Source organism: Shewanella loihica PV-4 (genome assembly GCF_000016065.1).
Classification (GTDB): domain Bacteria; phylum Pseudomonadota; class Gammaproteobacteria; order Enterobacterales; family Shewanellaceae; genus Shewanella; species Shewanella loihica.
This window is the reverse complement of the sequence record NC_009092.1, coordinates 4,387,663-4,399,357: the sequence shown is the minus strand read 5'-3', so window position 1 is coordinate 4,399,357 and position 11,695 is coordinate 4,387,663. Positions and strand designations below refer to the sequence as shown.

The 11,695-nt window shown below is 56.1% G+C and carries 12 protein-coding genes; 2 read left to right on the top strand and 10 right to left on the bottom strand.

What is annotated here, in order from left to right:
• Window positions 1-48: 48 nt before the first annotated feature.
• Entirely contained in the window at window positions 49-1,002 is a 954-nt protein-coding gene (gene rfaD, locus SHEW_RS19135) for an ADP-glyceromanno-heptose 6-epimerase (protein ID WP_011867488.1), read from the bottom strand.
• Window positions 1,003-1,047: 45 nt separating this feature from the next.
• Window positions 1,048-2,073, bottom strand: a complete 1,026-nt coding sequence (locus SHEW_RS19130; protein WP_011867487.1) for a glycosyltransferase family 9 protein — start codon at window positions 2,071-2,073, stop codon at window positions 1,048-1,050.
• A gap of 290 nt (window positions 2,074-2,363) precedes the next feature.
• Here SHEW_RS19130 and coaD point away from each other — a divergent pair, with 290 nt between their 5' ends.
• On the top strand, window positions 2,364-2,840 hold the full coding sequence (gene coaD, locus SHEW_RS19125; protein ID WP_011867486.1) for a pantetheine-phosphate adenylyltransferase: 477 nt from the start codon (window positions 2,364-2,366) through the stop codon (window positions 2,838-2,840).
• A 10-nt stretch (window positions 2,841-2,850) separates the two neighbouring features.
• Window positions 2,851-4,356 (top strand): capsule assembly Wzi family protein, encoded by a 1,506-nt coding sequence (locus SHEW_RS19120; protein WP_011867485.1) that lies wholly within the window; start codon window positions 2,851-2,853, stop codon window positions 4,354-4,356.
• Between the two features lie 151 nt (window positions 4,357-4,507).
• Here the strand turns inward: SHEW_RS19120 and mutM are convergent, their stop codons facing one another.
• From mutM to SHEW_RS19080, 8 genes are all read right to left on the bottom strand, one after another.
• Window positions 4,508-5,323 carry a bifunctional DNA-formamidopyrimidine glycosylase/DNA-(apurinic or apyrimidinic site) lyase gene (mutM, locus tag SHEW_RS19115; RefSeq protein ID WP_011867484.1) on the bottom strand — a complete coding sequence of 272 codons (816 nt, stop codon included), beginning with the start codon at window positions 5,321-5,323 and terminating at the stop codon, window positions 4,508-4,510.
• A gap of 23 nt (window positions 5,324-5,346) precedes the next feature.
• Window positions 5,347-5,799 (bottom strand): hypothetical protein, encoded by a 453-nt coding sequence (locus tag SHEW_RS19110; RefSeq protein ID WP_011867483.1) that lies wholly within the window; start codon window positions 5,797-5,799, stop codon window positions 5,347-5,349.
• 63 nt (window positions 5,800-5,862) lie between these two features.
• Window positions 5,863-6,849: a GTP 3',8-cyclase MoaA gene (moaA, locus tag SHEW_RS19105; RefSeq protein ID WP_011867482.1), complete on the bottom strand. Its 987-nt coding sequence runs from the start codon at window positions 6,847-6,849 to the stop codon at window positions 5,863-5,865.
• A gap of 59 nt (window positions 6,850-6,908) precedes the next feature.
• Window positions 6,909-8,708, bottom strand: a complete 1,800-nt coding sequence (locus SHEW_RS19100) for a bifunctional molybdopterin-guanine dinucleotide biosynthesis adaptor protein MobB/molybdopterin molybdotransferase MoeA (protein WP_011867481.1) — start codon at window positions 8,706-8,708, stop codon at window positions 6,909-6,911.
• Window positions 8,709-8,722: 14 nt separating this feature from the next.
• Entirely contained in the window at window positions 8,723-9,313 is a 591-nt protein-coding gene (gene mobA, locus SHEW_RS19095) for a molybdenum cofactor guanylyltransferase MobA (protein ID WP_011867480.1), read from the bottom strand.
• Window positions 9,297-10,019 carry an ABC transporter ATP-binding protein gene (locus tag SHEW_RS19090; RefSeq protein WP_190272437.1) on the bottom strand — a complete coding sequence of 241 codons (723 nt, stop codon included), beginning with the start codon at window positions 10,017-10,019 and terminating at the stop codon, window positions 9,297-9,299. The genes mobA and SHEW_RS19090 overlap by 17 nt, the downstream gene beginning before the upstream one ends.
• Complete coding sequence (locus tag SHEW_RS19085; protein ID WP_011867478.1) at window positions 10,016-10,723, bottom strand: ABC transporter permease; 708 nt, start codon at window positions 10,721-10,723, stop codon at window positions 10,016-10,018. The genes SHEW_RS19090 and SHEW_RS19085 overlap by 4 nt, the downstream gene beginning before the upstream one ends.
• Window positions 10,720-11,532, bottom strand: a complete 813-nt coding sequence (locus tag SHEW_RS19080; RefSeq protein ID WP_011867477.1) for an ABC transporter substrate-binding protein — start codon at window positions 11,530-11,532, stop codon at window positions 10,720-10,722. The genes SHEW_RS19085 and SHEW_RS19080 overlap by 4 nt, the downstream gene beginning before the upstream one ends.
• Window positions 11,533-11,695 lie beyond the last annotated feature (163 nt).

Genomic DNA, 11,695 nt, shown 5'->3' with positions numbered 1-11,695 from the left:
TATCACCCGGGGCTTTCTTTTGCTGATCGATAACTTACAGACCGTTCACTACTGACCGATAAAGTGCTGCGCGGCCAGCCAGTCCAGATATTCGGGAACCCCCTCTTCGACCGTCTTAAAGGCCTGGGTATATCCTGCTGCTCTAAGCTGCGTGAGGTCGGCCTGGGTATAGCTCTGATAGGCGCCCTTGAGCTTATCCGGGAAGGGAATATATTCAATTTCTCCCTTACCATGATAGGCGATCACCGCATTGGCCACGTCGTTGAAGCTCTGTGCCTGACCCGTACCACAGTTGTATACTCCTGAGATCCCTGGGTTTTGCCAAAGCCAGAGGTTGACCTTGACCACATCTTCCACGTACACGAAGTCTCTTAGCTGCTTGCCATCTTCGAAGCCGTCGTGGCCCTGGAACAGGCGACAGATGCCGCTTGCCTTGATCTGGTTGTTGAAGTGGAAGGCCACGCTGGCCATGCCGCCCTTGTGTTGCTCCCTAGGGCCATAGACGTTGAAGTAACGTAGGCCCGCCACCTGAGTGGTGAAGTTGTGCTGTCTGACATATTGGTCGAACAGGAACTTGGAGTAGGCGTAGACGTTGAGAGGCTTCTCCAGTTCCCGCTGCTCGATAAACTTATCGCTGCCGCCATAGACAGAAGCCGATGAGGCGTAGATAAACTGGCTGCCGTTACGCTCGCAGAAGTGGAGCAGTGTCTTGGAATACTCGTAGTTGTTGGCCATCATGAACTTGCCGTCCCACTCTGTGGTCGACGAGCAGGCACCCTGATGGAAGATCACTTCGACCTTGCCATCGAACTGACCCTGGGCGATCTGCTCGATGAAGTCGGCTTTATCCAGATAGTCGGCAATTTCACAGTCGGCCAGGTTAAACATCTTGGTGCCGTCGGTCAGGTCGTCTACGGCGATAATGTCACTACGCCCTAAATTATTGAGCGCTTTAACTAAGTTGCTACCGATAAAGCCGGCAGCACCCGTTACTATGATCATAATACTTGTCCCGTTTGTGAGAAAAACAGAGTCACACCAGCTAGCTTAGCTGACAGCTGACTGACTCGCGTATTGGGTATCTAAAAAGGCCGCGATCTCCTTGGCAGCCAGATCGAAGTCGATGAGCGCCATGTTCCTGCCTGTCTTCTTGCCGACGGGCGGAGTGAAGGCCAGACGCCTCTCGCTCTGGGTCAGGGTCTGCCAACGCACCTTAGGCGCAGAGCGTCTGCCCGCGTAGAAACCGACTGTCGGCACATTGTGTAAGCCGGCGATATGCAGAGGACCGGTAGAGCCCGCCATAAACATGTCGGCGGCGACCAGAGACTTGGCAAAGTCGGCCAGGCTGGCGAGCGGCTCGGCCATCACCACCTTGATCCCTTGGGCACTGAGCAGGTCATAGATCTGCTGGGCCAGGGCGATCTCCTGACCGCTGTAGGTCAGTACGAACTTGCACTCAATTGCGGTCAGCTTGTCTACCTGCGCCAGCAGGCCGGCAAAGTCGCTGGGGGAGATGCCGCCCGATGAGCCGCCGGTGCCGGGATGAGCGAAGATCAGTCGCTCTTCGCCTTGTTGGCCATAGTGATCTTGCCACTTGCGCCGCTCGTGGGAGAGGTCCCAATAGCGTGTCGGAAGTGTGGGGACAGGTATTCTGTGATCGGCTAAGAAGCGCTCGACCATCATGCAGCTCTTACGCCAGCCACCCAGCCCTTTAGGCACCTCTATGCTGGTTCTGTGCTGGTACAGATACTGATACCAGTTGAGCTTAGGGGCCAGCTTGTAGGGAATATCCAGCTTGCGTAGCAGTCGGTAGGTGCGTATCTGCGAGCGTGACACGATAACCGCATCGTAATGGCGCTCGGCAAATGCCTTGGTGATCGCCTGGTCGTCGCCATCATCCACTATCACATGGTCTATGTAGGGGCAGGCCATGGCGAAATCTTTCAGTACAGGATCGACGAAGACCTCAATGCTGGCGTTGGGCAGCGCCATTTTAAGCTCATAGAGCGCGGGCCAGGTGAGCACGAAGTCGCCAATTTTATCATTGCGAATGACTAGTACGCTTTTAATCATATGAAAACTTATCTGATGGGAGGCTGTTAGTAGGCACAGCGCCTAAGGCCGAATGCTTAAAACAAGCGTGCTTAGAACGACAGTTAATCTCATCTATCATAGCATCGGCGAGTGTCTTGCCGAGCATTCTCCCACGGCATTTTTACACTATTGATGCAAATTGTAACTTTTAGGGATTTTTTCGACAATAAACAATTCGATGCCGGTGGTTCAATCCGAGGGGGAAACTCGTTAAACTAGGCGCAATTCCGCCATTAACTTATACCAAGCCAAAGTAAGGGCTGCGAGCCATGCACACGAAAGCGATTTATCCTGGAACATTCGACCCCGTCACTAACGGTCATACCGACCTTATCGAACGTGCGGCGAAGTTGTTCAAACAGGTGGTGATAGGCATCGCCGCCAACCCCTCTAAGCAGCCGAGGTTCAGCTTGGAGGAGAGGGTAAAGTTGGTCAAAAGGGTGACCGAGCATCTGGACAACGTCGAGGTGGTGGGCTTTAGCGGCCTGCTGGTGGACTTTGCCAAGGAGCAGAATGCTAGCGTCCTGGTGCGTGGCCTGCGTGCGGTATCAGATTTCGAATATGAGTTTCAGCTCGCCAATATGAACAGGCGCCTGAGCGCCGATCTGGAGAGCGTATTTTTAACCCCGGCCGAAGAGAACTCGTTTATCTCTTCTACGCTGGTGAAAGAAGTGGCATTACATGGTGGTGATGTCAGTCAATTTGTGCATGAAGAAGTAGCCAAAGCGCTGCAAAAAAAGGATTAATTTGCCCGTTATGATGGAAAAAACTCGCGCTTATGTTGTTGGAGGCGTCGCGGCCTTAGGTCTGATGATCACCTCCTTAGCCCACGCGGCCCCTTGGGTCGATGTTTCCGATATCTATCTCAGAGCCGACATTCAGGCCCTCGCCGATGCCGGAGTGATCACTGTGCCCGTCAATACCTATCCTCTGATGTGGTCGGGTATTGGGAGCGATCTGAGTAAGGTGGAACCCTCAGTGCTCTCGCCGGGTCTCGCCACGGCGTTTGCCCGGGTGAACTTCTACTACCGCAATGCGGTCGAGAATCGTGGTAACAGCCGCATCAAGCTGGCCGGTGGCAGCGACCCGGCGCGCTTCCAGCATTTCGGTTCCGACTATCGTGAGAAGGCTGAGGTGCAGGCGTCTCACGAGTATCTGGGTGACAGATTTGCCTTCAAAGTCGCGGCATCGGCCCACTATGATCCCATGGATGAGAAAGAAATTCGCCTGGATGACTCTTATTTTGCCGTTGCCCTGGGTAACTGGATGGTGACGGCCGGCGCCGTGGATCAATGGTGGGGACCGGGATTCGATACCGCCCTGCATCGCTCCAACAATGCCCGTCCGCTGCCTAGCCTGATGCTGAGCCGCAACAATGCGGCGGCGTTCGAGACGCCCTGGCTCTCCTGGATTGGCCCCTGGACACTGACAACCGGCATCAGCTATCTGGAAGAGGAGCGCGCCGTCGCCAATCCATTGCTGTGGAACTTCCGCGGCACCATACGCCCCTTCAGACAGTTAGAGATGGGCATCTCCTGGACCACAATGTTCTGCGGTGAGGGCGAGGAGTGCGGCCTATCGACCCTGTTCGATGCCATCGCCGGTAATACCACCTGTGTGAACGGTGAGGCCAGCTGTGACCCTGCGCTGCAATCTAAGATAGGCAACCAGATGGCGGGCTTCGATATTCGTTACGCCGATACCTGGTTCGATATCCCGGTAGGCCTCTACTTAGAGCGTACCTGTGAAGACTCGAGCGGCCCTATGCCCTGGGATCTGGCCGATTGCGCCAAGCTGTTCGGCGCCGATACCCGTTTCGAGTTCGACTCTCAGCAGTATAAGCTCTTCTTCGAGTATTCAGATACCATGGTGGCCTGCGGCGAAAACCAGAATGCCTTCAACTGCTTCTATGAGCACAGCACCTACAAGAGTGGCTCGCGCTACTATGGCCGCTCACTCGGCAGCACCTATGATAGCGATGCCAACGTCTATGTGTTGGGGCTTATCGGTCAGTTTGCCAATAGCCATGGCTTCACCTCACTGCTGCGTTTCGCTCAGTTAAACAAGGATGGTAAAACGGTCAATAATGGTTGGGCACCAAAGCCACGTAAGGAAGATCTGTTGATGTTGGAACTCAGCTATCGTCTGCCAATCTGGAAGGGGATGATGAGCCTGGGCGGCACTGTGTCTCAGTCAGAATTCGAGGCCGATGACAAGGATACCAATGCGACCCTGTTCGGCAGCTATGAGTATCGCTTCTAATGTTTAGAGTAGTTGTTTAGAGTAGGTGTTTAGCTAAGGCTTTAGCTGAAAACGAGTAAAGAAAAAGGCTGACATCTTGTCAGCCTTTTTGCTTTTTGCGGCAGGGATTTGCTCAGGCAGGGTTATCCAGGCTGGGTTATCTAGGCAGGCCTTAACGTGGCTGACACAGGCCGCAGAAGACTGTGGCCCTTTGGCCCAGTTTTATCTCGCTCAGCAGGTTGCCACATTGAGTACAGGTCTCGCCGCCGCGGCCATAGACATGTAGCTTCTGGGCGAAATAACCGGGTTTGCCATCGGCGTTGGTGAAGTCTTTGAGCGTAGTACCGCCCTGTTTGATCGCCTGGGCCAAGATCTGTTTCACCTCGGCAACCAGCACGGTAAGCCGCTCCCTATCGATTCGTCCCGCCTCGGTCTGTGGGTGTATGCCGGCGGCAAACAGGGCCTCGTTGGCATAGATATTCCCTACGCCCACCACGATATGATTGTCCATCAGGCAGAGTTTGACCGCCTTCTTCTTACCTTCCAGTGCCTTGGCCAAGTAGTCGACATTGAAGCCCGATTGCAGGGGTTCTGGGCCTAGTTTGGCCAGCAGGGGATGGGCGGCTTCGGGGAGCTCGCACCAGAGCCAGGCGCCGAAGCGTCTGGGATCGTTAAACCTGAGCACCTTGCCGCTGGCCAGTTCCAAATCGATATGGTCATGCTTCTCCACCGGCGTAGACTTGGGCAGAATTCGCAGGCTGCCCGACATGCCGAGGTGGACTATGGTGGTGCCGGCATCGGTATCCAGCAGCAGATATTTGGCGCGGCGGCGTATGCCTCTGATGGTCTGTCCGACAATCTGCTGGGCAACTTCGGGGACGGGCCATCGCAGGGAGGCGTTACGCACGGTTAATCCTGTGACCTGCTGATCCAGCAGGTGAGGGGAGATCCCTTGGCGGGTCACTTCGACTTCTGGGAGTTCGGGCATAGGTTTCTCTTCGTTTCGCTGGTTTAGGGATTATCGAGTCTGAGGATCGGCTGTAATGACGGGCGCAGGCTCGGCGGGATCCGGTACCAGTTACCGGCCGGTGAGCTGAGCAGTCCCTCCTCGGGATAGATGAGCCAGAGCTGGGGCGTCTCTATGTCGCGGATCTGGATCACCAACTCATGGGCAGGTGTGCTTATGTCAGTGGGTTTGGCGATTGGCGAGACCAGGATGCCACTCCAGGCCTCGGCCCATTGGCGACAGTTGAGCACCTGAGGATCACACTGCCAGCCGAAGCCCTGCTGGGCGAGCCAGAGATCGTCATATTGCAGCTGAAACAAGGGCGCCTGTTGATCGAAGAGGGGCTGGGCATCTTCCGGGATCGCCTGGCGGTGACGTTCCAAAAAGGTGAGTATCGCCACCATGGCGATGGAGGCGAAGATGATGATGTTATTCCATTTTCTTCGGGTCAGGGCCATCTCGAGTCAGACTCATTCAATATCAGATGTGTCAGAGTCTATCACCGAAAATGGCCCAGGGCATTAGCCGCCGGTGGCATTCATGAAACGTAGGATCTGGGTTTCGCCTTCTGGGCCGAAGTGATGTTCCTTGGGTTTGAGCTTGATCGCCTCGAGAATCGCCTGTTTCAGGCGCGCGATATCGCCGGGATACTGCCTGACAATCGCCTTGAGGTCCACCGAGTTTTCGTTACCCAGGCAGAGGAGCAAACGTCCTTCTACCGTGACCCTCACCCGGTTGCACTCGTGGCAGAAGTTGTTGCTGTGGGGCGAGATGAAGCCCACGTGTATCTTGCTGCCGGGCATGGTGTAGTAGCGGGCCGGGCCACCGGTACGCTTGTCAGAGACGCTGAGTGGATAGCGCTGGCTGATGATCGCCTTGACCTCGTCGCTGCTGCAGTGACGGCTCTTCTTGCGCTCGTCGATGATCCCTAGTGGCATCTCCTCGATGAAGGCGATGTCCAGTTCGCGCTCGCGGCAAAACTCGATGAGATCCAATACCTCATCGTCATTTTGGCCACGCAGGATCACGGCGTTGATTTTGATGCGGTTAAAGCCTGCCGCCTTGGCGGCATCGATCCCCTGAATTACCCGCTCCAGGTTGCCGTTGCGGGTCAGCTGGGTAAACAGCTCGGGTTTTAGGGTATCTAAGCTGATGTTGAGCCGGCTCAGGCCCGCCTCATGCATCTTGCCGGCAAATTTGCTCAGGCGTGAGCCATTGGTGGTCATGGACAGCTCTTTGAGGCCGGGGAGCTGGCCCAGCAGTTTGACCAATTGGTCGCAATCGGTGCGCACCAGAGGCTCACCGCCGGTAAGGCGGATCTTCTTGACCCCAAGCTCGGTAAAGGCCTGACCTATCCAGGCCAGCTCCTCCAGGCTGAGCACCTGCTCTCTGTCGAGGAAGCAGGGGTCTTCACTCATGCAGTAGACACAGCGAAAATCGCATCTGTCGGTCACCGAGAGACGCAGATATTCCACGGTGCGGCCAAAGGTATCGACTATCAAACTCATACAGAATCACCTACGGCGGCGGGGAGTTCGTCTCACCCGCCTGGCTAATCCATTGTCGACTATAAGAGATCGGCAAAGGGTTGAATATAAACGGTATCACCCACGTTGAGCTGCTCGTCTTTCTCGGCGATCACGATAAGGCAGTTACCCTTCACCATTGAGCTCAACATGCCCGAACCCTGCGCGCCTGTGCTGGTCACATGCAGGCGACCGTCAGCGCCCAGATGATAGACGCCGCGGGTAAACTCGGTGCGGCCGGTGCGGCTACGTAGGGTGCAGTCGGCGATGGCGGGCACTAAGGTCGGCGCCCATTCCAGTTCGCCCGCTAACTTGCGCAGCGCAGGCTGAACGAACTGCATGAAGGAGACCATCACGGCCACAGGGTTACCCGGCAGGCCGAAGAAGAGGCTGTCACCAATCTGACCGAAGGCCAGTGGGCGACCAGGACGCATGTTGATGCGCCAGAAGTTGATCTGTCCCACCTTGGCGAGCGCCAATTTGATAAAGTCGGCATCGCCCACCGAGACGCCGCCTGAGCTTATCACCACATCGGCCTGCTGCGCCGCGCCTTGTAGGGCGTCGACCAGGGCTGATTCGTTATCTTCCAGGATGCCGAGATCGATCACCTCACAGCCTAGCTGTTTCACCATGGACTTGATGGTGAAGCGGTTGGAGTCGTATATGCAGTTTGGCTTTAAGGGCTCGCCCGGCTGACACACCTCGTCGCCAGTGGAGAAGACGGCGACCTTAGGGCGGCGATATACGGGCAGCTTGCCAAAGCCCAAGGAGGCCAGCATGCCTTGATGGGCGGCCTTGAGTCTGTGTCCGGCGCTCAGGGCGGTCTGCTCCTTGGCGATGTCTTCACCGGCTTGGCGCACGTGTTGCCCCAGGCGAATGTTACCCTGGAAGCGGACGCTGTCGCCGCTGTCTTCGGCCATTTCCTTCATCTGCACCGTATCGGCGCCGTCCGGCATGGGGGCACCTGTCATGATGCGCACGGCTTCACCTAGGTTGAGTGTGCCCTGATAGCTATGACCGGCCATCACATCGCCTACCAGAGTGTAGCTGTCTAACATGGGGTCTGAGTAGGCAAACGCGAAGCCATCCATCGCCGAATTGGTGTGCTGTGGCACGTCTACCGGCGAGATGGCATCTTGAGCCAGTACCCTGTCAGTGCTGTCGTCAATGGCGACCTCTTCGGTGGCCGACACAGGCGTGACGTAAGAAAGAATTTTATCTATCCCTTGTCTCACCGACAGCGTCTTGCTGGTGTCCAGCTCGCATCCGCACTCGGGGGCGAGGGGGAGCGATGGTGTGCTGGGGCGCCAGTTGTTGGCGTATTCGATGACGAAGTCGGCTATCTGGCCCACATCGTTGATATCTAGGCGTCTGAGATCTGAGGGCAGCTCGGTATCGTCGCAGCAGGCGATGGCTTGAATGTGCTCGTCATGGGGGTGGATAAAGGGCTTGCCGTGGGCGGCGCGGTGCAGCTCCACCTTAGGCAGGGCCAGCTTCTTGAAGCCCTCTACCAGGACGATATCCACCTTGTCGGCTTCAATTTGCGCCAGCAGGTGGGGCAGCTCGGGCGCATCCTCTACCGGATCTTCTGTCATCAGCGCCCAACGCACATGGGAGGCGACCAGCATCTGGCGGGCACCGGCCTTGCGCATCTCGTAGCTGTCCTTACCGGGAATATCCACATCGAAGTTGTGATGAGCATGTTTGACAACGGCTAGCCGCAGGCCTCGACGATTGAGTTCGGGGATCAGCTTTTTCAGCAGGGTCGTCTTGCCTGTGCCACTGTAGGCGCAAAATCCGAGGACGGGGATCGGCAGTGGATTGTTAAACGGTACGCTCATGTACACCTCTATTTTTAGTGGGCAATTGCCTCGGAAAGTTGTTGTTTTTGTTCTGGCGTGTTGACGTTCACGAAGGCGTTGGGCTGATCGGAGAAGTCACACACCACGCAGTGGTGTTTGGCGTACCAGAAATCGATCTTACGCTCGCCGGCATCCAAGAAGGCCTTCATCGACCCTCGCAGCGCGGGCTTCATCAGTAACACCACAGGTTGTTCTCGTTTACCGTCGCTGGCCACCGCCATCTCGGCGTCTTCTGCGGTGATCGCCGCCAGCATACGCTGCACCAGATCCGTCGGCAGCAGCGGGCAGTCGCAGGGTACTACCAGAAGGTAGTCGGCCTGGGTCTGCCCCATTGCGGTGATCATGCCGGCCAGCGGCCCTAAATAACCCGAGTCTTCGTCACTCAATACTGGGTAACCGAACTCAGCATAGCGATTCTGGTTGCGATTTGCGTTGATCAGGATCTGCTTAACCTGAGGTTTTATCCTGTCGATTGCGTGTTTTATCATCGGCTGATCGTTGAGTTCGACCAGTCCCTTATCGTTGCCGCCCATGCGTCTGGCCATGCCGCCGGCAAGGATCACGGCATCAATTTGCGGTGACATATCTCAGCTCCTGCTGTGATGGGGTGAAGGGGCGCTCATCGAGAGTCGACGGGCTTACCTGAATTGCTTGTGCCTGGATCTGCCAGGTCTGCTCGCACAGGCCGGTGAGTGAACAGCTTTGATGGCTGCTGATCAGCATGCCTGTGCCTTGTTGTTTCAGGTGGCTGACCATGGTCAGTACCAGCTGCTGGGACAGCTTGTCCATGTTGGAGGTAGGTTCGTCCAGCATCAGCAGGCGTGGACGCATGATCCAGGCGCGGGCGATGGCAAGACGTTGGCGCTCGCCGCCGGAGAGGCTGGCGGCTCTCTGGTTGAGCAGGCTGCCCAGCTGGGCCATCTCGATAGCCGTCTGGGTACGCGAGGCGATCTCCTGCTCCGTCATGTCGCAAAGGGGCTGCACATAGTTGAGGTTGTAGGCCACGCTGCCGTCAAACAGATAGGGGTGTTGATGCAGATAGACCGCCTTGCCCAGCAAAGGGTTGCGGCGCCACCATGGATTGGGGGCGAAACCTTCTGTGTGGATCTCGCCACTACTTGGCGCCTGCAGGCCTGCCAGCATCTTCATCAGTGTGGTTTTGCCGCTGCCGTTGTCGCCCTGCAGGTGTATGGTCTGGTGCTGAGCTAGGCTGAGGCGATCGAAACGGTACAGCAGGCGGCTGCCGAAACGCATCTCTATGTTGTTGGCGATGATCTTGACCATGGCTATAGGCTCCTAGGTTCGGCTCTGCCTCTGAGGGTGCCGAGCGTGAAGTTAAGCACTAAGGCCAGAATAAGCAGTACCAGTCCCAGGGCGATAGCCTGGGCGAAGTCGCCCTTACTGGTTTCCAGGGCAATGGCGGTGGGGATATTGCGGGTGACGCCGGCGATGTTGCCGCCCACCATCATGGAACAACCCACCTCGGTGAGAATGCGGCTAAAGGCCGCGACTATGGCCATCAACAGCGGTACTTTGAGTTCGCGGCACACCAGCCAGACGGAACGCAGCCAGGAGGCACCTAAGGTGCGTGAGGTTTCCCAGGCACGCTTGTCCACGCTGGTAAAGGCGGCCTGACTCATGGCGATTAACACGGGGGCGCAGATCATCATCTGTCCCAGTATCATGCCTTTCTGGGTAAATAGCCATTTAAGATCCCCCAGGGGGCCCATGCGGGTAAGCATCAGATAGACCAAGAGGCCGATCACCACTGTGGGGATAGATTGGGTCGTCTGTACCAGATTCGTTGCAAACCAGCGTCCGGGAAAACGGGCGAAGGCCAGCACGAAGCCCAGTATCATAGAGGGAATAAGGGTGATCGCCAGCGCAGCCAGAGAGACAGAAAAGGAGACGCTGACGATAGACCAAACATCGGGATCTAATGAAAACAGCAGGCTCAACGCCTGCTGTATTAGGGCTAACCAGCCTTCACTCATTCGCTATATGTTGCCTTAAATAGTTGCTCACCCTGTACGGTGTAGCTGTTAATCATGCCTTGGGCTTCGTTGCCGATCAGCCAGTCACTCAGCGCCTTAGCACCTTTGTGGTTAAGATCTGGGTATTTCTCAGGGTTGATCAACATGATTTGATAAGGATTCGCCAGTGTCTTACCGCCATCATAGTCAACCGCGAGATCTAGCTTCGCCTTGTAGGCCACGAAAGTGCCGCGGTCAGATAGTGTGTAGGCTTGTAGCTCGTTGGCCATCAGCAGTGTCTTACCCATGCCTTGGCCCACGGCGCGGTAGCCGTTAAATGTTGGCTCAACCTTGGCGCCTTTCCAGATGATCAACTCTTTCATGTTGGTACCAGAGTTGTCACCGCGAGAGACGAAGCCCGCGCCAGAGTCGGCTATTTTAGCAAAGGCCTCTTCGGCTGTCTTACTGCTACGGATCTTAGCTGGGTCATTTTTCGGGCCCAAGATCACAAAATCGTTTTCCATGATGCCGCGTGGCAGTATGCCGTAGCCTTCGTTAACGAATTTGGCTTCGGCAGCTGGGGCGTGAGTCATCACCACGTCCACGTCGCCCTGGCGAGCCAGCTTGAGGGCCTTACCCGTGCCTGTGGCGATAACCTGAACCTTGTAGCCAGACTCCTGCTCGAACTTAGGCAGTAGGTGCTTGAGTAGGCCAGAGTTTTCTGTGCTGGTGGTGGTGGCCAGTTTAATGATCTCTTCTGCCTGGGCTGAGGTTAATGTTAGGGCACTGGCGACGATCGCTAGGCTGAGTATCGATTTTAGCTTTAGCATTTTTGCTCCTTGGCATCTGCTGGTTTGCGTGATGTTGCCGGTATCACGCCGATTGTGTGAATAACGACTCTGTTTCAGCAAAAACAGTGCCAAATCCATTATCTGTAAAAAAAGCTCACAAGTTGCCAACAAAGTGTGAAGCAGATCGCAAGCTCGGCAAATT

Bases quoted from the DNA above. Each gene is read 5' to 3' on its own strand.
- rfaD (WP_011867488.1), bottom strand. From the start codon at position 1,002: ATGATCATAGTAACGGGTGCTGCCGGCTTTATCGGTAGCAACTTAGTT.
- SHEW_RS19130 (WP_011867487.1), bottom strand. From the start codon at position 2,073: ATGATTAAAAGCGTACTAGTCATTCGCAATGATAAAATTGGCGACTTC.
- coaD (WP_011867486.1), top strand. From the start codon at position 2,364: ATGCACACGAAAGCGATTTATCCTGGAACATTCGACCCCGTCACTAAC.
- SHEW_RS19120 (WP_011867485.1), top strand. From the start codon at position 2,851: ATGATGGAAAAAACTCGCGCTTATGTTGTTGGAGGCGTCGCGGCCTTA.
- mutM (WP_011867484.1), bottom strand. From the start codon at position 5,323: ATGCCCGAACTCCCAGAAGTCGAAGTGACCCGCCAAGGGATCTCCCCT.
- SHEW_RS19110 (WP_011867483.1), bottom strand. From the start codon at position 5,799: ATGGCCCTGACCCGAAGAAAATGGAATAACATCATCATCTTCGCCTCC.
- moaA (WP_011867482.1), bottom strand. From the start codon at position 6,849: ATGAGTTTGATAGTCGATACCTTTGGCCGCACCGTGGAATATCTGCGT.
- SHEW_RS19100 (WP_011867481.1), bottom strand. From the start codon at position 8,708: ATGAGCGTACCGTTTAACAATCCACTGCCGATCCCCGTCCTCGGATTT.
- mobA (WP_011867480.1), bottom strand. From the start codon at position 9,313: ATGTCACCGCAAATTGATGCCGTGATCCTTGCCGGCGGCATGGCCAGA.
- SHEW_RS19085 (WP_011867478.1), bottom strand. From the start codon at position 10,723: ATGAGTGAAGGCTGGTTAGCCCTAATACAGCAGGCGTTGAGCCTGCTG.
- SHEW_RS19080 (WP_011867477.1), bottom strand. From the start codon at position 11,532: ATGCTAAAGCTAAAATCGATACTCAGCCTAGCGATCGTCGCCAGTGCC.